Origin of the sequence: Ramlibacter algicola (assembly GCF_016641735.1) — a bacterium.
In the GTDB taxonomy this organism is placed as follows: Bacteria; Pseudomonadota; Gammaproteobacteria; order Burkholderiales; family Burkholderiaceae_C; genus Ramlibacter; species Ramlibacter algicola.
Map to the genome: position 1 here is coordinate 2,416,548 of NZ_JAEDAO010000001.1, position 19,764 is coordinate 2,436,311.

The 19,764-nt window shown below is 69.9% G+C and carries 19 protein-coding genes; 10 read left to right on the forward strand and 9 right to left on the reverse strand.

Translation table 11 applies throughout. The features are described from left to right. The first annotated feature begins 24 nt into the window (after positions 1-24). Both I8E28_RS11795 and I8E28_RS11800 read left to right on the forward strand, forming a co-directional pair. Positions 25-2,292, forward strand: a complete 2,268-nt coding sequence (locus I8E28_RS11795) for a YgiQ family radical SAM protein (RefSeq protein ID WP_200788254.1) — start codon at positions 25-27, stop codon at positions 2,290-2,292. Positions 2,293-2,402: 110 nt separating this feature from the next. Continuing rightward, complete coding sequence (locus tag I8E28_RS11800; RefSeq protein WP_200788255.1) at positions 2,403-3,578, forward strand: hypothetical protein; 1,176 nt, start codon at positions 2,403-2,405, stop codon at positions 3,576-3,578. Positions 3,579-3,607: 29 nt separating this feature from the next. Here the strand turns inward: I8E28_RS11800 and I8E28_RS11805 are convergent, their stop codons facing one another. Together I8E28_RS11805 and pobA are read right to left on the reverse strand one after the other, a co-directional pair. After that, positions 3,608-4,456, reverse strand: coding sequence for a CoA transferase (locus tag I8E28_RS11805; RefSeq protein WP_200788256.1), 849 nt, complete (start codon positions 4,454-4,456; stop codon positions 3,608-3,610). Positions 4,457-4,595: 139 nt separating this feature from the next. Next, on the reverse strand, positions 4,596-5,768 hold the full coding sequence (gene pobA / locus I8E28_RS11810; protein WP_200788257.1) for a 4-hydroxybenzoate 3-monooxygenase: 1,173 nt from the start codon (positions 5,766-5,768) through the stop codon (positions 4,596-4,598). A gap of 123 nt (positions 5,769-5,891) precedes the next feature. Between pobA and I8E28_RS11815 the strand changes: the two genes are divergently transcribed. The 6 genes from I8E28_RS11815 to I8E28_RS11840 all read left to right on the forward strand — a co-directional run bounded on the left by I8E28_RS11815 (position 5,892) and on the right by I8E28_RS11840 (position 11,208). Next, positions 5,892-6,647: an IclR family transcriptional regulator domain-containing protein gene (locus tag I8E28_RS11815; protein WP_200788258.1), complete on the forward strand. Its 756-nt coding sequence runs from the start codon at positions 5,892-5,894 to the stop codon at positions 6,645-6,647. A 129-nt stretch (positions 6,648-6,776) separates the two neighbouring features. Further along, positions 6,777-7,775, forward strand: coding sequence for a sulfate ABC transporter substrate-binding protein (locus tag I8E28_RS11820; RefSeq protein WP_200788259.1), 999 nt, complete (start codon positions 6,777-6,779; stop codon positions 7,773-7,775). Then, positions 7,775-8,671 (forward strand): sulfate ABC transporter permease subunit CysT, encoded by an 897-nt coding sequence (cysT, locus tag I8E28_RS11825; RefSeq protein WP_200788260.1) that lies wholly within the window; start codon positions 7,775-7,777, stop codon positions 8,669-8,671. The genes I8E28_RS11820 and cysT overlap by 1 nt, the downstream gene beginning before the upstream one ends. Next, a complete protein-coding gene (gene cysW, locus I8E28_RS11830) occupies positions 8,668-9,549 on the forward strand; it encodes a sulfate ABC transporter permease subunit CysW (RefSeq protein ID WP_200788261.1) in 882 nt (293 codons plus the stop codon). Before cysT ends, cysW begins: the two co-directional genes overlap by 4 nt. 13 nt (positions 9,550-9,562) lie before the next feature. Next, positions 9,563-10,654 (forward strand): sulfate/molybdate ABC transporter ATP-binding protein, encoded by a 1,092-nt coding sequence (locus I8E28_RS11835; RefSeq protein WP_200788262.1) that lies wholly within the window; start codon positions 9,563-9,565, stop codon positions 10,652-10,654. Positions 10,655-10,683: 29 nt separating this feature from the next. Further along, a complete protein-coding gene (locus I8E28_RS11840) occupies positions 10,684-11,208 on the forward strand; it encodes a disulfide bond formation protein B (RefSeq protein ID WP_200788263.1) in 525 nt (174 codons plus the stop codon). On the opposite strand, the gene I8E28_RS11845 is transcribed toward I8E28_RS11840, so the two are convergent. The 5 genes from I8E28_RS11845 to I8E28_RS11865 all read right to left on the reverse strand — a co-directional run bounded on the left by I8E28_RS11845 (position 11,205) and on the right by I8E28_RS11865 (position 15,590). Continuing rightward, on the reverse strand, positions 11,205-11,861 hold the full coding sequence (locus I8E28_RS11845; RefSeq protein WP_200788264.1) for a phosphoribosyltransferase family protein: 657 nt from the start codon (positions 11,859-11,861) through the stop codon (positions 11,205-11,207). The genes I8E28_RS11840 and I8E28_RS11845 overlap by 4 nt on opposite strands. Before the next feature lie 63 nt (positions 11,862-11,924). Beyond that, positions 11,925-12,896: a Bug family tripartite tricarboxylate transporter substrate binding protein gene (locus tag I8E28_RS11850; RefSeq protein WP_200788265.1), complete on the reverse strand. Its 972-nt coding sequence runs from the start codon at positions 12,894-12,896 to the stop codon at positions 11,925-11,927. Positions 12,897-12,919: 23 nt separating this feature from the next. After that, positions 12,920-14,050, reverse strand: coding sequence for an iron-containing alcohol dehydrogenase (locus I8E28_RS11855; protein WP_200788266.1), 1,131 nt, complete (start codon positions 14,048-14,050; stop codon positions 12,920-12,922). A 4-nt stretch (positions 14,051-14,054) separates the two neighbouring features. Beyond that, positions 14,055-14,909 carry an HpcH/HpaI aldolase/citrate lyase family protein gene (locus I8E28_RS11860; RefSeq protein WP_200788267.1) on the reverse strand — a complete coding sequence of 285 codons (855 nt, stop codon included), beginning with the start codon at positions 14,907-14,909 and terminating at the stop codon, positions 14,055-14,057. Positions 14,910-14,915: 6 nt separating this feature from the next. Continuing rightward, the gene (locus I8E28_RS11865) at positions 14,916-15,590 is read right to left on the reverse strand and encodes an RraA family protein (protein WP_200788268.1); all 675 of its coding nucleotides are present in this window, start codon (positions 15,588-15,590) and stop codon (positions 14,916-14,918) included. Between the two features lie 105 nt (positions 15,591-15,695). Here I8E28_RS11865 and I8E28_RS11870 point away from each other — a divergent pair, with 105 nt between their 5' ends. Then, the gene (locus tag I8E28_RS11870) at positions 15,696-16,658 is read left to right on the forward strand and encodes a LysR substrate-binding domain-containing protein (RefSeq protein WP_200788269.1); all 963 of its coding nucleotides are present in this window, start codon (positions 15,696-15,698) and stop codon (positions 16,656-16,658) included. A gap of 17 nt (positions 16,659-16,675) precedes the next feature. On the opposite strand, the gene I8E28_RS11875 is transcribed toward I8E28_RS11870, so the two are convergent. Continuing rightward, on the reverse strand, positions 16,676-17,083 hold the full coding sequence (locus I8E28_RS11875; protein ID WP_200788270.1) for a VOC family protein: 408 nt from the start codon (positions 17,081-17,083) through the stop codon (positions 16,676-16,678). Between the two features lie 8 nt (positions 17,084-17,091). Then, positions 17,092-18,438, reverse strand: coding sequence for an amino-acid N-acetyltransferase (argA, locus tag I8E28_RS11880; RefSeq protein ID WP_200788271.1), 1,347 nt, complete (start codon positions 18,436-18,438; stop codon positions 17,092-17,094). Positions 18,439-18,546: 108 nt separating this feature from the next. Between argA and I8E28_RS11885 the strand changes: the two genes are divergently transcribed. After that, positions 18,547-19,755: a GGDEF domain-containing protein gene (locus I8E28_RS11885; protein ID WP_239027223.1), complete on the forward strand. Its 1,209-nt coding sequence runs from the start codon at positions 18,547-18,549 to the stop codon at positions 19,753-19,755. The last annotated feature ends 9 nt before the right edge of the window (positions 19,756-19,764 follow it).

Consider the following 19,764-nt stretch of genomic DNA (forward strand, 5'->3'; position numbering starts at 1 on the left):
GATCGGGGACAATCCCCGGTCCCCATGAACGCGCCCCTCGACGTCTCCCTCTTCGCCCGCGCTGCCAAGCCGATCACGAGCTACCGGCGGTACTGGGCTGCGCGCTTCGGTACGGCCCCCTTCCTGCCCATGTCGCGCGAGGAGATGGACAAGCTCGGCTGGGACAGCTGCGACATCGTCCTGGTCACCGGCGACGCGTACGTCGACCACCCGAGCTTCGGCATGGCGGTCATCGGCCGGGTGCTGGAGGCGCAGGGCTTTCGGGTGGGCATCATCGCGCAGCCCGATTGGCAGTCGGCCGAGCCGTTCAAGGCGCTCGGCAAGCCCAACCTGTTCTGGGGCGTGACCGCGGGCAACATGGATTCGATGATCAACCGGTACACCGCCGACCGGAAGATCCGCAGCGACGACGCGTACACGCCCGGCGACGTCGGCGGCAAGCGTCCCGACCGCGCTGCCATCGTCTACTCGCAGCGTTGCCGCGAAGCATTCAACGACGTGCCGATCGTGCTCGGCGGCATCGAAGGCAGCCTGCGCCGCATCGCGCACTACGACTACTGGTCGGACAAGGTGCGCCGCTCGGTCCTGGTGGACAGCAAGGCCGACCTGCTGCTGTACGGCAATGCCGAGCGCGCCATCATCGAGATCGCGCACCGCCTCGCGAGCAAGGAACCGGTGCAGCAGATCACCGACGTGCGCGGCACCGCGTTCATCCGCCGCGAGACGCCCGAAGGCTGGATGCAGGTCGACTCCACCGAGGTCGACCAGCCGGGCCGCGTGGAGGACCACGCCAACCCGTACATGACGACGTCGGAGCGGGCGAAGGCGCAGGGGGAGACGTGCGCGAAGGAAGAAGGAAGTGGGGAGCCAGTGCAAGGCGCCGTCCAGACGCTCGCCTTCGTCCCCAACCCTCGCCTGAAACTGAATCGCGACCGCACCGTCATCCGCCTGCCCTCGTACGAGCAGGTCAAGTCGGACCCCGTGCTTTACGCGCATGCCAACCGCGTGCTGCACCTGGAGACCAACCCGGGCAACGCCCGCGCTCTCGTGCAGGCGCACGGTGATCGCGACGTCTGGATCAACCCGCCCCCGATCCCGTTGACGACGGCGGAGATGGATGCGGTGTTCGACCTGCCGTACGCGCGCAGCCCGCATCCCGCCTACGCCGACGAGCACGGCCGCCACGACGGCGCGACCAAGATCCCCGCGTGGGAGATGATCCGCTTCAGCGTGAACATCATGCGCGGCTGCTTCGGCGGCTGCACCTTCTGCTCGATCACCGAGCACGAGGGCCGCATCATCCAGAGCCGCAGCGAGGACTCGGTCATCCGCGAGATCGAGGACATCCGCGACAAGGTCGAAGGCTTCACCGGCGTCATCTCCGACCTGGGTGGCCCGACGGCCAACATGTACCGCATCGGGTGCAAGACGCCCGAGATCGAGGCCGCCTGCCGCAAGCCCAGTTGCGTGTACCCGGGCATCTGCCAGAACCTCAACACCGACCACCGCCACCTGGTGGCGATGTACCGGCGCGCCCGCGCCCTCAAGGGCGTGAAGAAGATCCTGATCGGCAGCGGCCTGCGCTACGACCTCGCGGTGCAGTCGCCCGAGTACGTCAAGGAACTGGTGCAGCACCACGTCGGCGGCTACCTGAAGATCGCGCCCGAGCACACGGAGCAGGGCCCGCTGTCGAAGATGATGAAGCCGGGCATCGGCACGTACGACCGCTTCAAGGCCATGTTCGAGAAGTTCTCGGCCGAGGCGGGCAAGAAGCAGTACCTGGTCCCGTACTTCATCGCGGCGCACCCGGGCACCAGCGATGAGGACATGATGAACCTCGCGCTCTGGCTCAAGCGCAACGGCTTCCGCGCCGACCAGGTGCAGACCTTCTACCCGAGCCCGATGGCGACCGCCACGGCGATGTACCACTCGGGACGCAACACGCTGCGCAAGGTGCGGCGTGAACCCACGGACGATGACAGCGTCGACATCGTGCGTGGCGAGAAGCGTCGCCGCCTGCACAAGGCCTTCCTGCGCTACCACGACCCGAACAACTGGCCGGTGCTGCGCGACGCGCTGAAGGCCATGGGCCGCGCCGACCTGATCGGCAACGGCAAGCACCACCTGGTGCCCACGTTCCAGCCGGTCACCGACGGCAGCTACACGAGCGCGCGGCGCAAGAACTCGACGCCTTCGACCGCGAAGCCGGCGCGCGGGCGCCTGCTGACGCAGCACACCGGGCTGCCACCGCGCGTGACGGGCAGCAAGCCGGCGCCGCGCAAGCCGCGCTGAGGCTCCTAGCCCGGCCGCTTGCACGCGGTGAGGGTTGCAATCCTTTGTGAGGGCGGCGTCCGTTGGGGTGTCCGGCCGCGTACCTTGTGGCGCAACCGTCGGGAGGTTGCATGCCATCGAGAGTCGCGTTCACCTGGACCGTTCCGCTGGCCTCGCTGCTGCTGGGCGCCTGCGGTGGTGGAGGTGGCGGCGCGGAAGCGCCGGCCGCGGGCGCTGCGTCGGCGGTGGCCGGCAACGCGGCCGAAGGCTTGTGGACCGGATCGCTGCCCCTGGCACCGACGGCCGTCCTGGCCGTGCTCGAGAACGGCGAGACCTGGGGCTACTACGCCGGCCCCTCCGCGTACGGCGCGATGCACGGGACGACAACGGGGACGGGCACGGCCTTCAGCACCGAGCTCACCGACTACGACCTGCTGGCGGACCTGCGCCTGGGCGTGCACCTGGACGGCACGGCGGTCCCGCGCACGACGTTCGACTCCACGTCGGCGAACGGCGCGCGCATCGTGCTGTCGTACAGCGGCCGCTATGACCAACCGGCATCGTCCGCGCAACTCGCGGGCACCTACCAACTCGATGACCGGGCCGGTGACGCAGTCCTGAAGGGAACCATCACCTTCGACGCGGCTGGTGGCTTCACGGTGGTCGACAGCGGTTGCACCGTGGCCGGCAGCGCGGTGCCGCGGCCCTCGGGCAAGAACGTGTTCAACCTGAACGTGCTGTTCTCGGGAGATTGCAACCTGGGAAATGGCGCCGTGGGCTCCGGCATCGTGCTGCTCGACACCACGGTGACTCCGCCGACGCTGGCGGCGATGGCCGTGGTCCCCGGCAACGAGCGCGGCTTCTTCGCCTTCGGCTCGAAAGGGGCCGCCGCGCCGGCGCCCACCGTGGCGCCTGCACCTCCGCCGGGGACAGGGTCGGGATCCGGCTCGGGCCCCGCGCCGACTCCCGCACCCACGCCGGTGCCGACGATCGCGCCATCGCCGGCACCCACCCCCGCGCCGACCGTGGCGCCGCCGCCGGCGCCCACACCGCCACCGACAGCCGCGCCCACACCGCGACCGACGGGAGGCCCCACGCCACGGCCGACGGGAGGGCCGACTGCAGCACCGACGCCGGCGCCGACAGCGGCGCCCACGTCCGCGCCGACGGCGGCACCGACGGCGGCACCGACGGCGGCTCCAACAGCTGCGCCGACGCCCGCACCGACTGCAGCGCCGACGCCGGCGCCGACGGCCTCGCCGCCACCACCGCCCGCGCCCGTGCCTGCACCGCCTCCGGCGGGTTGATCACGAGCTGGAGGAGAACGGCCGCGCGCTCAGTCGCGCAAGGCGTGCAGCGGAATGTCGCGTTCGCGCGCGAGCCGATCGAGCTCGTCGCACGTGGCGGCCTGGAAAAACGTCGCGATCGCGTCGTGCGTCGCGCGATCGAACGCATCGCTGCCCGGCACGCCGGCCGCTTCGCACAGGCGCTGCGCGAAGTGCGGCTCCAGTGCCGCGACCGCGACGCGTCCGTCCTGGCACGGGTACACGCGGTAGCCCGCATGCGCGCCACCGACCGCGCCGGTCGGCTGCGTGAGGCCCCAGCGCCGCGGCAGCGCGAGCCATGCAGCGGCATCGGACAGCGCGACCTCGAAGTGCTGGCCGTCGCTCCCACGCAGCAGCGCGGCCTGCAGCACCGCCTGTGTCGCCATCAGCGCGCCGCCCATGTCGGCGAACAGCGTGGCCGGCAGGCCGGTGCCGGTCACGAGATCGTGTTCGGCCAGGTAGGTGAGGTCGTGCCCGGGCACCTCGGCCTGATCGCCGGGGCCGCCGACGATGGCGACCTGCGACAGCCGCGGATGCCGTGCATGCAGCGCTTCCCAGGACAACCCGAGCTTCGAGAGCGCCGAAGGACGGAACGACGTGAGCAGCACGTCGGTGCGCGCGAGTTCGTCGTCGATCGCCTGCCGGCCCTCGGGAGATTTCAGGTCCGCAACGAACACGTCGACGCCTTGGTGCAACTCGGCATACGCAGCGGGGTTGTAGTGCCGCATCGGGTCCCCGGACGGCGGCTCCGCCTTGCGGCACTGCGCGCCGAGCGCGCGGCAGCGCATCAGCGCGGCGGGGCCGGGCAGGTTGAGCGCGAGGCTGAGGATGCGGACCGAGGCGAGGGGCAGGGTGGCCATGCAGCGAGGCTAGCAGAGGACCTGCGCATGGCGCGGCGCAGTGCGCGACGCGGCCGAGGAAGCGATGGATTCCCGCCTCCGCGGGAATGACAACTCCCTGTCGTCCCCGCGGAGGCGGGGACCCAAGGCTTCCGTCTTCCTACAAAGGCAGCCCCACGTAGTTCTCCGCCAACGCCGTCGACGCGGCCCGCGAGTGCACCAGATACTCCAGCTCCGACTCCTGCAGTTTCTGGTTGAACGCGCCCATGTCGGGGAAGCGGTGCATCAGCGTCGTCATCCACCACGAGAACCGCTCGGCCTTCCAGACGCGCTTCAACGCGTGTTCGGAGTAGTGGTGCAGCCCGGCGGCGCTGCGCTCGCGGTAGTGCTCGATGAAGGCGGCCGAGAGGTACTTCACGTCGCTGGCCGCGAGGTTCAGTCCTTTCGCGCCCGTCGGCGGCACGATGTGGGCGGCGTCGCCGGCGAGGAAGAGCCGGCCGAAGCGCATCGGCTCGGCGACGAAGCTGCGCAGCGGCGCGATGCTCTTCTCGATCGACGGGCCGGTGACGATGCGGTCGGCCAGGTGGGGGTCGACGCGGCGCCGCAGCTCGTCCCAGAAACGATCGTCGCTCCAGTCTTCGACCTTGTCGTCCAGCGGGCACTGCACGTAGTAGCGGCTGCGCGTGAGACTGCGCATGGAGCACAGCGAGAAGCCGCGCTCGCTGTTGCCGTAGACGATCGCGTGCGGCGACACCGGCGGGACGTCGGCCAGCACGCCCAGCCAGCCGAACGGATAGACCTTCTCGTACTCGGTGACGTGCTCCTTCACCGTGGCGCGTGACACGCCGTGGAAGCCGTCGCAGCCGGCGATGAAGTCGCACTGCAGTTCATGCTCGCGCCCTTCGTGCCGGTAGCGCACCACCGGCTGGTCGCCGTCGAAGCCGTGCAGGCTCACGTCGTGGGCCTCGTACACCGTCGTGAGTCCTTCGTCCCGCCGCGCGTCCATCAGGTCGCGCGTGAGCTCGGTCTGGCCGTACGCCGTCACCACCTTGCCGCCCGTGAGGCCGGTGACGTCGATCGGGTGCCGCTCGCCCTTGAACACCAGCTCGATCGCATGGTGGACGATGCCCTCACGGTGCAGCCGCTGGCCGATGCCGGCCTCGACCATCAGGTCCACCGTGACCTGCTCCAGGATGCCGGCGCGGATGCGGCCCAGCACGTACTCGCCCGACTGCCGCTCGAGGATGACGTTGTCGATGCCGGCCTTGTGCAGCAGCTGGCCGAGCAGCAATCCGGCCGGGCCGGCGCCGATGATGGCGACCTGGGTGCGCATGCTTGTCTCCTCGCGTAGGGCGTGTCGTTGGAGCATAGGAGCGCACGGCGGCCGAGAAACCCGGGCGGTCCCGGCAGCTGTGCGATCATTGCGCCGCTTGCGCGATGATCGCGCAGCCCCACCATGATCGCCCGCGCCGACTTCATCGAGGGCATGGCCAAGGGCCTGGCCGTGCTCGAGTCCTTCGACACCGAGCGCCAGCGCCTGAACGCGACGCTGGCCGCGCAGCGCGCCGGCCTGACCCGCGCGGCAGCGCGCCGGCACCTGCTGACGCTCGCGCACCTGGGCTACCTGGAGACGGATGGCAGCTGGTTCTGGCTGGCGCCCAAGGTGCTGCGCTTCTCCGGCAGCTACCTCGCGTCGTCGCGGCTGCCGCGCGCCGTGCAGCCCACGCTCGACCGCCTGGCCGCGCACACCGGCGAGGCGTTCTCGGTCGTGGTCCTCGACGGTGACCAGGTCGTGATCGTGGCGCGCAGCGGGCCGACGCGGCTGCTGGCCTATGGGCTTCATCTCGGCGCACGCTTGCCGGCCCATGCCACCTCGACGGGCCGCGTGCTGCTGGCGGCGAAGCCGAAGACCGCGTTCACCGCCTGGCTCAAGGGGCGCGAACTGCAACGGTTGACGGCGTGCACCACGACCGACGCCAGGGGCCTGCGCGCCATCGTCGAGCAGGTGCGCCAGCAGGACTGGTGCGTGGCCAGCGAGGAGCATGAGGTGGGCGTCCATGCCCTGGCCGTGCCGCTGCGGACCATGGAAGGCGCCGTGGTGGCCGCCTTGAACGTGGTGACGCGGCCGGAGCGGCTGCGGCCGCCGGCCGTCGAGCGCGACCTGCTCCCGCTGCTGCAGGACGCGGCCCGGCAGGTCCGGCCGCTCCTCTAGGCACGCCGCGTGCCGCCCGGGGCGGAATAAGCAAACAACGGATGAATCGTTGGGTTTTCATAACCCAACCCCCACAATTCCTGCTCTCCTTATTCCAGCTGCGAGGGTTGCGCAGCGAGAAGCACATCCATGAACACCAAGATCAAGACCGTCCTCGCCGGCGCACTGCTGGCCGCCAGCACCTTCGCCTCGGCGCAAACGCAGTCCCTGCTGAACGTCTCGTACGACGTCGCGCGCGAGTTCTACAAGGACATCAACGCCGCCTTCGTTCCGTACTACAAGAAGCAGGCGGGCCAGGACGTGAAGATCGAGCAGTCGCACGCCGGCTCCAGCGCCCAGGCGCGCGCCGTGGCCGATGGCCTGGCCGCGGACGTCGTGACCATGAACACGACGACCGACGTCGAGTTCCTGGCCGACAAGGGCATCGTGGCCAAGGACTGGGCCAAGCGCTTCCCCGACAACGCGGCGCCGACCACGTCGACCATGCTGTTCCTGGTGCGCGAGGGCAACCCGAAGGGCATCAAGGACTGGGACGACCTCGTCAAGCCCGGCGTGCAGGTCATCGTGGTCAACCCCAAGACCGGCGGCAACGGCCGCTACGCCTACCTGGCCGCCTGGGGCTACGTGAAGAAGAAGGGCGGCAGCGACGACGACGCGCGCGCCTTCCTGTCCAAGCTGTACAAGAACGTGCCGGTGCTGGCCCGTGGCGGCCGCGATGCGACCTCCGCCTTCCTCCAGCGCAACACCGGTGACGTGCTGATCACGTTCGAGTCCGAGGTGGAATCGGTCAACCGCGAGTTCGGCAAGGGCAAGGTCGACGTGGTCTACCCGTCGGTGAGCATCGTGGCCGAGAACCCGGTCGCGATCGTCGAGCGCACCGTCGCCAAGAAGGGCACGGCCGACGTGGCCAAGGCGTACCTGGACTTCCTGTACACGGAGGAAGCGCAGGAGATCGCCGCCAAGCACTCGATCCGCCCGCGCAACGCCAAGGTCCTGGCCAAGTACAAGGACACCTTCAAGCCGATCAAGCTGTTCACCGTGCAGGAACTGTTCGGCTCGCTGACGGAAGCGCAGAAGGTGCACTTCAACGACGGCGGCCAGTTCGACAAGATCTACACGGTCCGCTGATGGCTTCGTCCGCCGCGACGCTCGCGGCTCCCATCCCGGGAACGACGGCCGCCGCGGGCGGCCGTTCCGCTTCCGCCGCCAACCGCAAGGTCCTGCCCGGGTTCTCGCTGACCCTCGGCTACACCGTGCTGTACCTGGCGCTGATCGTGCTGATCCCGCTGTCGGCGCTGGTGCTCAAGACCTTCACGCTCGACTGGGACCAGTTCGTCACCGCCGTGACCTCGCCGCGCGTGATGGCGTCCTACCGCCTCACGTTCGGCGCGTCCTTCCTTGCCGCGGTGGTCAACGTGTTCACCGGCCTGCTGGTCGCCTGGGTGCTGGTGCGCTACGACTTCCCGTTCAAGAAGCTGGTCGACGCGCTGGTGGACCTGCCGTTCGCGTTGCCGACGGCGGTGGCCGGCATCTCGCTCACGGCGCTGCTGGCCGGCAACGGCTGGGTCGGCCAGTACCTCGAGCCGCTGGGCATCAAGCTGGCCTTCAACCCCAACGGCGTGGTCATCGCGCTGATCTTCATCGGGCTGCCGTTCGTGGTGCGCACGGTGCAGCCCGTCCTGGAGGACACCGAGCGCGAACTGGAGGAAGCCGCGATGTCGCTGGGCGCGACGCGCTGGCAGACCTTCAGCCGCGTCATCCTGCCGGCCATCCTGCCGGCGCTGCTCACCGGCTTCGCGATGGCGTTCGCGCGCGCCGTGGGTGAATACGGCTCGGTGATCTTCATTGCCGGCAACATGCCCATGGTCTCGGAGATCACGCCGCTGATCATCATCGGCAAGCTGGAGCAGTACGACTACGCCGGCGCCACGGCGGTCGCCACCGTGATGCTGGTCATCTCGTTCGTGCTGCTGCTGGTGATCAACGCGCTGCAGGCCTGGCAGCGGCGGAGGTCCGGGGCATGAGCTCGCTCGCCCGCCAACGCATCAGCACCACCGAAACGCGGTGGGTGCGCTGGACCCTCACCGGCCTGGCGCTCGCTTTCCTGTTGCTGTTCCTCGTGCTGCCGCTCGCCGCGGTGTTCACCGAGGCACTGCGCAAGGGCCTCGATGCCTACCTCGACGCGCTGAAGGAGCCAGAGGCCTGGTCGGCGATTCGCCTGACGCTCATCACCGCCGCGATCGCCGTGCCGCTGAACCTGGTGTTCGGTGTCGCGGCGGCGTGGTGCATCGCCAAGTACGAGTTCCGCGGCAAGGCTTTCCTCACGACGCTGGTGGACCTGCCGTTCTCGGTGTCGCCGGTCGTGTCGGGCCTGATCTACGTGCTGGTGTTCGGCGCCCAGGGTTGGCTGGGCCCTTGGCTCGCCGAGCACGACATCAAGATCATCTTCGCCGTGCCCGGCATCGTGCTGGCGACCGTGTTCGTCACCTTCCCCTTCATCGCGCGCGAGCTGATCCCGCTGATGCAGGCGCAGGGCAACGAGGAGGAGCAGGCCGCCATCGTGCTGGGCGCGACCGGCTGGCAGACCTTCTGGCACGTGACGCTGCCCAACATCAAGTGGGGCCTGATCTACGGCGTGATCCTGTGCAATGCGCGCGCGATGGGCGAGTTCGGTGCGGTGTCGGTCGTGTCCGGCCACATCCGCGGCCAGACCAACACCATGCCGCTGCACGTCGAGATCCTCTACAACGAATACCAGTCCGTCGCCGCCTTCGCCGTCGCGTCGCTGCTGGCAGTGCTGGCCCTGGTGACGCTGGTGATCAAGAGCCTGGCCGAGTGGAAGCACGAACGTGAAATGAAGGCCGCCGCCGAGATGCCGCCCGAGCGGCCGGCCGCGGCCTGACTGGAGGTTCCCAATGAGCATCGAAATCAAGAACGTTTCCAAGCGCTTCGGCGACTTCCACGCCCTGCGCGACGTCTCGCTGGACATCGCGTCGGGCGAACTGCTGGCACTGCTGGGGCCGTCGGGCTGCGGCAAGACGACCCTGCTGCGCATCATCGCCGGGCTGGAAACCGCCGACGGCGGCAGCATCCTGTTCTCGGGCGAGGACACGACCGACGTGCACGTGCGCGACCGCAACGTCGGGTTCGTGTTCCAGCACTACGCGCTGTTCCGCCACATGACCGTGTTCGAGAACGTCGCGTTCGGCCTGCGCGTCAAGCCGCGCGGCCAGCGGCCGTCGGAAGCCCAGATCAAGGCCAAGGTCACCGACCTGCTCAAGCTGGTGCAACTGGACTGGCTGGCCGATCGCTTCCCGTCGCAGCTGTCGGGCGGCCAGCGCCAGCGCATCGCGTTGGCCCGCGCGCTCGCGGTCGAGCCCAAGGTGCTGCTGCTGGACGAGCCGTTCGGCGCGCTCGACGCCAAGGTGCGCAAGGAACTGCGCCGCTGGCTGCGCCGCCTGCACGACGAGCTGCACGTCACCAGCATCTTCGTCACGCACGACCAGGAAGAGGCGCTCGAGGTCGCGGACCGCGTCGTGCTGATGAACGCGGGCAGCGTGGAGCAGGTGGGCTCGCCGCAGGAGGTCTGGGACCATCCGGCCAGCCCCTTCGTCTACGGCTTCCTCGGCGACGTCAACACCTTCCAGGGCCGCGCGCACCGCGGCGAGTTGCACTTCGAAGGCGTGCAGATCGACGCGCCCGAGCATGCGCACGTGCAGGACGCGCCGGCCTTCGCGTACGTGCGGCCGCACGACCTGGACGTGCAGCGCTACGCGCCCGGCGCGCAGGGCATCGTCGCGCAGCTGAGCCGCGCGATCGTGGTGGGGCCCATCGCGCGCCTCGAACTGCTGCCGACCGAAGGCTCGCCCGCGATGCCCGGCGGTCAGGACGCGATCATCGAGGCCCAGATTCCTGCGCAACAATTCAGGGAGTCCGGGTTCCGCGAGGGCGAGACGCTCGTCGTCACGCCGCGCCGCGCCCGGGTGTTCGTCAAAGAGGCGGCCTGACACCGGGCCGCCGGTTCCGGAGAAAGCCCTTGTTCGACTGGCTGTTCGCGGCCCCGCGCCGCACCCTGGCCCTGGTGTTCGCCGTGTGCGTGGCGATGATGGCGTTCGCCCTGTACCTGCAGCACGTCGTCGGCCTGGAGCCGTGCCCGATGTGCATCGTGCAACGCTACGCCGTCATCCTCATCGGCGTCGTCGCCGGGCTGGCGGCGATCTTCCGCTCGCTCATCGCGTGGATGGTGGGCAGCGTGCTCGGCCTGTTCCTCGCGGGCTTCGGCGCGTTCGTCGCCGCCCGCCAGAGCTTCCTGCAGTGGTACCCGCCCGAGACCGTGTCCTGCGGTCGCGACTTCTACGGGATGATCGAGACGTTCCCGCTCAAGCGCGCCGTGCCGATGATCTTCCGCGGCAGCGGTGACTGCTCCAAGGTCGACTGGACCTTCCTCGGCGGCTCTATCGCCAACTGGTCGTTCGTCGCGTTCGTCGGCTTCGCGTTGGTGTTCCTGCTGCTGCTGGTGCGCATGGCCGGCCGGCGCGGCGCGGCGCGCGCGGCCGCCTAGGCCGGCACCTTCGCCTGCGCGAGCAGCTCGCGCACTTCCTCGTCCTCGGCCTGCGGGAAATCGCGGTACCAGAGGCTCACGGCCCGGAATGGTTCGGGCATCGCGACGCACACCACTTCGTCCGCAACGCCGGTGAGTTGGCGGCACGACGATCGCGCCCCCACGGGCACCGCCACCCCCAGCATCGAAGGCGCCTGCCGTCGCACCGCTCGTGCCGCGGCCAGCATCGTCGCCCCGGTCGCGAGGCCATCGTCCACGATCAGCACGGGACGCCCCGCGATGGCCGCGCGCGGCCGGTCGCCGCGGTACAGGCGTTCGCGCCGCGCAAGTTCCGCGCTTTCCCGATCGACGATCTCGCGCAGGGTCGCCGCCGGCAGCGACGCCGCTTCGGGCTGCAGCACCTCGATGCCGCCGCTGGCCAGCGCGCCGACCGCGTATTCGGGTTGCCAGGGCAGGCCGAGCTTGCGCACCACCAGCACGTCGAGCACCGCATCGAGCGCCGCGGCGACGGGTGCGGCGACAGCGACGCCGCCGCGCGGCAGCGCCAGCACGAGCAGGCCAGGGCGGTCCCGCCAGTGCGCGAGGTGTCCGGCCAGGACCTCGCCCGCGTGGCGACGGTCACGGTACGGCAGGTCGGGCGCGGCGGGGTCCACGCGGCCAGACTACGCCGCCGGCAACGGATGGCAAGCGCGGCCGTTGGCCGCACCGCTGCGCGCCTATTCCGGCGAGATCCCGGCGTCGCGGATCGTCTTGCCCCACTTGTCCGCCTCGGCCTTCTGGAACGCGGCGAACGTCTGCGGGGTGGTGGGGATGAACTTCGCGCCTTCGGCCTCCATGCGCTTTTGCATCTCGGGCGTCTGCATGATCTTCTGCACTTCGGCATTGATCTTGTTGACGACCTCGGCCGGGGTGCCGGCGGGCGCAAACAGGCCGATCCAGTTGCTCACGTCGAAGCCGGCAAGCGTGTCCGCCACGGGGGGCAGGTCGGGCAGCGCCCGAGTCCGGGCCGAGCCCAGCACGGCCAGCGCGCGCAGCTTGCCCGCCTTCACGTGGGGCAGCACGGTCGGCATGGTGGCGAAAGCCATCGTCGCCTGCCCGCCGATCACGTCGAGGATGGCCGGCGAGTTGCCCTTGTAGGGCACGTGGATGACGCTGACCTTCGCGAGCGACTTGAACAGCTCCCCCGCGAGATGGCTCGTCGTCCCCAGGCCGCCCGAGGCGTACGAGAGCTTGCCCGACTGCGCTTTCGAGTACGCGACCAGCTCCGCCACGTTCTTCGCGGGCACGGACGGGTTCACCACGAGCAGCCCTTCGGCGTCGAGCACGTGCGCGATCGGCGTGAAATCCTTGATCGGGTCGAACGGCATGTTCTTGACCAGGAAGGGGTTCACCGCGTGCGTGCCGATGTTGCCCATCACCAGCGTGTAGCCGTCGGGCGGCGACTTCGCAACCAGGTCGGCGCCGATGTTGCCGCCGGCACCGGTCTTGTTCTCCACGACCACGGGTTGCCCCCAGGCGTCGCCCAGCTTCAGCGCGATGGCACGCGCGAACGAGTCGGCAATGCCGGCCACGGCGAAGGGCACCACGATGCGGATCGGCTTGTTCGGATACGCCTGCTGGGCGTGGGCGGGCAGAACGGCGGCCGCGGCGCCCGCGCACGCCAGGGCGATGAAAGTCTTCCTGCGCATGTCTCGTCTCCTGTCTGGTTGACCTACTGCATGGCGTCGCGGAACAACGCCTCGAAATCCGCCCGCGAGAGCGGACGCGGGTTCGTGGCCGTGGAATGGTCCTTGAGGGCGCCCTCGACCATCCGCGGGATCATGGCTTCGGTCACCCCGAGCTCGCGCAGCGAGCGGGGCAGGCCCAGCGTCGCGTTGAGCGACTCGATGAACTGCGCGAGATCGCCGCCAGCGGGGACACCGATGGCGCGTTCGAGTGCCTCCATCTTGCCGGCCGCGTGCGAGCGGTTGAAGCGCAGTACCGCCGGGAGGATCACCGCATTGAGCGTGCCGTGGTGCAGCACCGGCTCCTTGATGCCGCCCAGCGGGTGCGACATCGAGTGCACGGCGCCCAGGCCCTTCTGGAACGTGAGGCCGCCTTGCAGGGACGCCATCATCATGTTCCAGCGCGCATCCCGGTCGCTGCCGTCGGCGAAGGCGCGCGGCAGCCATCGCGCCGCACGCGTGGCGCCGTCGAGCGCGATCGCGTCGGCCGGCGGGTTGACGCGTGGGGACAGGAAGGTCTCGATGCAATGCGTCAGAGCGTCCATCCCGGTCGCCGCGGTGAGGCCGCGCGGCAGGCCCAGCGTGAGGTCGGGGTCGCACAGCGCGATGCGCGGGATGACGTGCGGGCTGATGAAGCCCAGCTTGCGGCCGTCACGCAGCGTGAGCAGCGCGCCTCTGCCCACCTCGCTGCCCGTGCCGGCGGTGGTCGGGATGGCGATCACCGGCGCCATCTTCGCCGTGATGCGCGGGATGCCACCGAGGATGGCGGCGTACTGCTCCAGCGGGCCATCGTGCGTGCCCATGAGGGCCGCGCCCTTGCCCAGGTCGATCGGTGAGCCGCCGCCGACCGCGATCACGCCATCACAGCGTGACTGGCGGAAGATCGCGGCGGCCGCCATCACGGCGTCCTCGTCGGGGTTCTGCGGCGTGCGGTCGTACACCACCGGCTCCAGCGGCCCCAGCACGTCGAGCACGCGCGCGAACACGGGGCCTCGCGCGAGACCGGGGTCGGTGACCACCAGTGGGCGCTGCATGCCGCCCGCGCGCGCCAGTTCGGCGGCTTTGGCCACCGCGCCGAAGTCGAATTCGATGGTCGTCAGGTAGTTGATCGTGGCCATGGGGTCATGGGGATTCGGGTTCGACAGGTTGTGCCGCGACGCGTTCGAGCCGCCTGATCGCAGGCAGCTCGATGAGCTTGCCTTCGTAGACCAGGGGACGTGTCGGGTCCACGCGGAATTGCGCCACGATGGCCCGCGCCCTGCGGATCTCCCGGGCCGTCGGCGTGAAGGCCTCGCGGATCACCGGGACCTGGCTGGCGTGCTTGGCGCAGCGGCCGGTCATGCCCAGCGCCTTCACACGCGCGCAGGATTCGCGCAGGCCGGCCAGGTCGGCGACGTCCGCATACGGCGAATCGATCACCTGGATGCCGGCCATCGCGCCAGCGTGCACGACGCGCGAGCGCGCATACAGCAGCGGCTCCCACGCCATCTCGCAGCCCAGCGCCGTCGACAGGTCGAAGCCACCGAAGTACAGCGCCTTCAGCGCGGGGTGCGCACGCGCGATGGCTGCGCTGTGCTCCAGTCCCTCGCACGTCTCGATGATGGCGTAGAGGTCGAGCACCCGCCCGTCCTGCACACACATCGAGGCGGGGACCTGCACGTCCTGCGGTGCCACGACCTTGGGCAGCATGAGCCCGGTGATGCGCGGCGCGTGCGCCAGCAGGGCCCGCAGGTCCGCGGGGCCGTCGTCCTCGAGCATGCCGTTGACGCGCGCGATGAGCTGCACGCCATCGGGAAGCCGCACATCGCGGGTGGCAGCGATGGCGGCGTCCCGCGCCTCGGCCTTGCGTTCCGGCGGCACCGCATCCTCGAGATCGATGCAGACGATGTCCGCCCCGCTGGCCAGGGCGGCGGGCAGGTCCTGCAGCGCGAGTCCGCCGACGAAGAGCGTCGCGCGCCGTGGCTGGTGGAGGGCCATGGCCGCTTACTGGTCCTTCTTGAGCATGTTGTCGTAGTTGACGCGCTCGTGCATCTCGACGGGGTCGGCACCGGCCCGGATCTCGGCGATCACGCGGTCTTCGGTGGCCTTCACCTTCTGCGCGAACGCCAGCACCTCGGTGAGCTTCTCCTGGGGGACGACGACGGTGCCGTTGTCGTCGGCGACGATCCAGTCGCCGGGACGCACGCGGACGCCGCCCAGGCGGACTTCGATGCCGTGGCCGGCGCAGGAGGAGCGGCCGCGCACCGACTGCTGCGCGATGCCGCGCGCATACACGGGCAGGCCGTACTGCTTGTACTCGTCGACGTCGCGAACGACGGCGTCAGTGACCGCGCCGACGAACCCGTGGTGCTTGGCGGTGGCGCCGGCGACGCCGCCGACGGCGTTGACGGTCGGGTTCTCCGAACCGTCGACGACGAGGATCGAGCCCATGCCTGCGCCTTTCATGATGGCGCGCAGCGTGCCGAGCACGGTGGATTCCTCGGCCTTGCCGGCCGGGACGAGCTTCAGCGTTGCCGCGGGGCCGGCGATGCGCACGGGGACGGAGATCGGCAGGATGCCTTGCGGCGCGCCTTCGAGGCCCAGGCGGTCGAGCGCATCGGAAATGTTGGACACGGAAACGGCGAGGAACTGGCTGGCAAGGCGGGCATCTGCGGGCATGGAGGCTCCAGAGGGATGGATGACGACAAAGGCGAGACACGATCCTAGGGTGCGGCCATAATCAAGGCTAGTTAATCTTTGTTGAGTGGCACTCAAGCTTTGCTTATGACCGTACGCAACCTCGACATGGACGTGCTGCGCTCGTTCGTCGCGCTGGCGGAGAACGGCACGCTCGCGTCCGCCGCCGATCGCGTGGCGCGCACGCAGGCCGCACTGAGCCTGCAGATGCGCAAGCTGGAAACGCAGATCGGGCAGCCGCTCTTCCGGCCGGACTCACGCAAGCTGGTGCTCAACGAGGCCGGCCAGCAAGTCCTGGGGTATGCGCGCCGCATCCTCGCCCTCAACGACGAGGTGCAGGACGTGCTGCGGCAATCCGAGGTGGCAGGCAAGCTCGTGTTCGGCGCGTCGCAGGATTTCGGCGAGGCCTGGCTGCCGCCGGTGCTCGCACAGTTCCGCAAGGCGCATCCGTCGGTGGCGATGGAGATCCGCGTCGATGGCGGCACGCGGCTGGTGGCGGCGGTCGAAGCGGGCGAGGTGGACATGGCGCTGGCCCTGGGCCTGGGCGACCGCGAGAACGCGATCACCATCGGCCATCTCCCCCTGGTGTGGATCGCGCACCGCGACTTCGAATGGGACCGCGACGAGCCACTGCCGCTCGCGCTGTTCACGTCGCCCTGCCGCTTCCGCAACAAGGGCGTGGCGGCGCTCGATGCCGCCGGCATTCCGTGGCATGTCGCGCTGACGAGTCCCGGCCTGCAAGGCGTCTGGGCGGCCGTCAACGCGGGCCTGGGAATCACGGTGCGCACGCCCGAAGGGCTGCTCCCGGAACTGGAAGTGGCGGACCGGAAACTCGGCCTGCCCAACCTGGGCCGGGTGGACGTGTCGCTGCACATCGGCCGGCATGCGCACACGCCTGCGGTGCTGACGCTGGCCGACCTGCTGCGCAAACGCCTGAGCCATCGCATCCTGGAGCTCGAAGCGCGCACGCCGCGCGCTGCGATCTCACGCAAGGGCGGCGCGCCGTTCCGGGTGCTGAACCGCTCGTTGCCGGCGGTGAAGACGGCCTAGGGCATCGCGCTGGCCGTTCAGGCCTGCGGCGGTCCCTTGAGTTCCACCGTATTGCCTTCCGGGTCCTCCAGGTAGATCGACGGCCCGCGACCGTCGGCGCCGAAGCGCAGGGCGGGCTCGCCCGGCTGCACGCCGTGCGCCAGCAGGTGCACGCGGATCGCATCAGCGTCCCACGGCTCGATACGCAGGCAGAAGTGGTCGACGTTGCGGCCCTCGCGGCCGGGGGCCGCGCCGCCAGCCGCGCCGAGCTTCATGTCGACGGGCACGAGGTCGATGATCGAGTCGCCCGCGCGCAGCTGCCACAGCCCGAGATCCTCCTGCACGCGCTCGAGCGTGCAGCCGAGCACGTCGCAGTAGAAGCGCTGCATCGCCTCGCGGTCGCGCACGCGCAGCACGATGTGGTCCAGGCGCAGCAGCCGGAACATCCCGCGCCTCAGAGCTTCTTGACGAACACCATGCTGCGGCGGTCCCAGTTGTACTTGCGCTTGCGCGCCTCGGGCAGCCACTCGGGGTCGGCCTGCACGAAGCCGCGCTTGAGGAACCAGTGCATGGTGCGGGTGGTGAGCACGAAGATGCTCTCCAGCCCCATCGCGCGGGCGCGCTGCTCGATGCGCTTGAGGATCTTCTCGCCGTCGCCCTGGCCCTGGCTGTGCGGCGACACCGTCAGCGCCGCCATCTCGCCGGTGCGGGCCTCGGGGTACGGGTAGAGCGCGGCGCAGGCGAAGATCACGCCGTCGTGCTCGATGATGCTGTAGTTGGCGATGTCGCGTTCGATCTCGGTGCGATCGCGCTTGACCAGCGTGCCGTCCTTCTCGAACGGCTCGATCAGCTGCAGCACGCCGCCGACGTCGTCGGGCGTCGCCTCGCGCAGTTCCTCCAGCTTCTCGTCGACGACCATCGTGCCGATGCCGTCGTGCACGTAGATCTCCAGCAGCAGCGCGCCGTCGGTGGCGAAGGGCACGATGTGGCTGCGCTCGACGCCACCCTTGCACGCCTTGACGCAGTGCTGCAGGTAGAACGCGGTGTCGGTCGGCTGCTGGGGCGAGGGCAGTTGCGCGAGCAATTGCTCGGCGGCCGCGAGCGGCAGTTCGGTGTCGATGCCGTTCTCCTCGGTCTCGGGCTCAAGGGGCCGCAGGCGGATGCCCGGGATCTCGGTCAGGAACACCAGCTTGTCGGCCTGCAGCGCCGTGGCGACGCTGGTGGCGACTTCCTCCATCGTGAGGTTGAAGGCCTCGCCGGTCGGCGAGAAGCCGAAAGGCGAGATCAGCACCATCGCGCCGAAGTCCAGCGACTTGGTGATGCCGGCGACGTCGACCTTGCGTACCAGGCCCGAATGGCGGAAATCCACGCCGTCGACGATACCCACCGGCCGCGCGGTGATGAAGTTGCCCGAGATCACGCGGGTCTTGGAGCCGGCCATCGGCGTGTTCGGCAGGCCCATGCTGAAGGCGGCCTCGATCTCGTAGCGCAGCTGCCCCGCGGCTTCCTGCGCGCAATCGAGCGCCACTTCGTCGGTGATGCGCATCCCGTGCGAGTACTTCGCGGCGTGGCCCTTGGCCTTGAGCTGCTCGTTGACCTGCGGCCGGAAGCCGTGCACCAGCACGACCTTCACGCCCATGCTCTGGATCAGGGCCAGGTCCTGCACGATGTTCGGCAGCTTGCCGGCGGCGATCGCCTCGCCCGCGAGGCCGACCACGAAGGTCTTGCCCCGGTGCATGTGGATGTAGGGCGCCACCGAGCGGAACCAGGGCACGAAGGTGAAATTGAAGACGGTGGACATGCGGGCGGTGCGGGCGTTCTGACAGGGGGGCCGGTGTCGAAGCAGTGTAAGGTACGGTGCTGCGCCGCTCGGGCGCGCAAAGAGGGGGCGGCTGCTCGCATGGGCACGTTGGCGACGGCATTCTGGGGGGCGTATTTCGGCGCGGTGAGCCTGTCGCTCGTCGCGGCGTTGATCGCCTTCACGCGCTCCGCCCGCCGCGTCGCGCTCACCGGTTCGCTCGCGGCCGCGCTGTCGGCGCTCTACGTGCTCGTCTACCTGGGTTGGGTGCCCGTGCAGGGCGATCTGCTCATGCGCCTGCAGGCGGTGCTGGCCGTGGTGTGCGCCTCGGTCCTCGGGTTGCTGCTGTTCCGTCTGCTCGGCCTCCTGCGCGATCGCGCCGTCGCGCGCCGCGTCACCGGGGGCATGGTGCTGCTCGCCGTGGCCGTCCTCCTCTCCGGCAGCTTCACGTCGCAGGAGGGCGGGCTGCTGCTCGCCGCGGGCATGGCGTGGCTCGTGATCCCGGCGGCCTTCGCGGTGTCGGTGCGCAGCGCGCGCCTCGGTGGGCGCCTGGGCTGGTTCGCCGTGAGCGGCGTCGCCAGCATGTCGATCCCCGTGGTGGGCCTGACCTGGTTCGCGCTGAACCGGGACCAGACGCCCAGCTGGGTGCATGCCGTCAGCGCCACCGCCGCGACCGCCTACCTGGTCACCATGGCCTCGGCCATGTGGGAGCGCTATGCCTACCTGCGCGACGTGCGCGAGGCGATGGTGTATGGGCCGGCCTACGACCCGATCACCCGGATGCGCACGCATGCCGAAACCGGCGCGATGGTCGGTGACGCGTTCGCGCGCCTGGGCAGCGACGGCGTCGCGGTGGTCGTCGTGTCCATCGCCAATTTGCAGGCGCTGGAGCAACTGCACGGCCGCGCCGCCTGCAACCACGGCCTGTTCCTGTGTGCCAGCCGGCTGCGCCGGAGCGTGCCGCCGGGCATCGAGGCCGGGCGGCTCGGCGACGACGCGTTCCTGTTGATGTCGCGGCGGCCGGCCCGCGTCGATCACCTGAACGACGTCGCGCACGAGATCGCGCGGCGCCTGTCCAAGCCCGTGCTGCTGGGGACCAGCCAGGACTTGGCGGCCCTGGAGGCCAGCCGCACCGAGTGGATGGCCGAAGTGGGCGTCGGCGTGCTGGTCGCGCCGCCCGGCATGCGTCCGGGCGTCGCCATCGCGGGGGCGCGGGCGATGTCCCGGACGGCCTGGAGCTACGCCAGCCGCGTCGCCTGGTACGACGCCGGCTCGCGCCAGATCACCGAGCTGCCGCTGCCCGCCGGCGCCGCCGGATAATCGAGGGCT

What these genes read in the sequence shown, in the direction of transcription:
- I8E28_RS11795 (WP_200788254.1), top strand. Translation starts at nt 25, where the DNA reads ATGAACGCGCCCCTCGACGTCTCCCTCTTCGCCCGCGCTGCCAAGCCG.
- I8E28_RS11800 (WP_200788255.1), top strand. Translation starts at nt 2,403, where the DNA reads ATGCCATCGAGAGTCGCGTTCACCTGGACCGTTCCGCTGGCCTCGCTG.
- I8E28_RS11805 (WP_200788256.1), bottom strand. Translation starts at nt 4,456, where the DNA reads ATGGCCACCCTGCCCCTCGCCTCGGTCCGCATCCTCAGCCTCGCGCTC.
- pobA (WP_200788257.1), bottom strand. Translation starts at nt 5,768, where the DNA reads ATGCGCACCCAGGTCGCCATCATCGGCGCCGGCCCGGCCGGATTGCTG.
- I8E28_RS11815 (WP_200788258.1), top strand. Translation starts at nt 5,892, where the DNA reads ATGATCGCCCGCGCCGACTTCATCGAGGGCATGGCCAAGGGCCTGGCC.
- I8E28_RS11820 (WP_200788259.1), top strand. Translation starts at nt 6,777, where the DNA reads ATGAACACCAAGATCAAGACCGTCCTCGCCGGCGCACTGCTGGCCGCC.
- cysT (WP_200788260.1), top strand. Translation starts at nt 7,775, where the DNA reads ATGGCTTCGTCCGCCGCGACGCTCGCGGCTCCCATCCCGGGAACGACG.
- cysW (WP_200788261.1), top strand. Translation starts at nt 8,668, where the DNA reads ATGAGCTCGCTCGCCCGCCAACGCATCAGCACCACCGAAACGCGGTGG.
- I8E28_RS11835 (WP_200788262.1), top strand. Translation starts at nt 9,563, where the DNA reads ATGAGCATCGAAATCAAGAACGTTTCCAAGCGCTTCGGCGACTTCCAC.
- I8E28_RS11850 (WP_200788265.1), bottom strand. Translation starts at nt 12,896, where the DNA reads ATGCGCAGGAAGACTTTCATCGCCCTGGCGTGCGCGGGCGCCGCGGCC.
- I8E28_RS11855 (WP_200788266.1), bottom strand. Translation starts at nt 14,050, where the DNA reads ATGGCCACGATCAACTACCTGACGACCATCGAATTCGACTTCGGCGCG.
- I8E28_RS11860 (WP_200788267.1), bottom strand. Translation starts at nt 14,909, where the DNA reads ATGGCCCTCCACCAGCCACGGCGCGCGACGCTCTTCGTCGGCGGACTC.
- I8E28_RS11865 (WP_200788268.1), bottom strand. Translation starts at nt 15,590, where the DNA reads ATGCCCGCAGATGCCCGCCTTGCCAGCCAGTTCCTCGCCGTTTCCGTG.
- I8E28_RS11870 (WP_200788269.1), top strand. Translation starts at nt 15,696, where the DNA reads ATGACCGTACGCAACCTCGACATGGACGTGCTGCGCTCGTTCGTCGCG.
- I8E28_RS11875 (WP_200788270.1), bottom strand. Translation starts at nt 17,083, where the DNA reads ATGTTCCGGCTGCTGCGCCTGGACCACATCGTGCTGCGCGTGCGCGAC.
- argA (WP_200788271.1), bottom strand. Translation starts at nt 18,438, where the DNA reads ATGTCCACCGTCTTCAATTTCACCTTCGTGCCCTGGTTCCGCTCGGTG.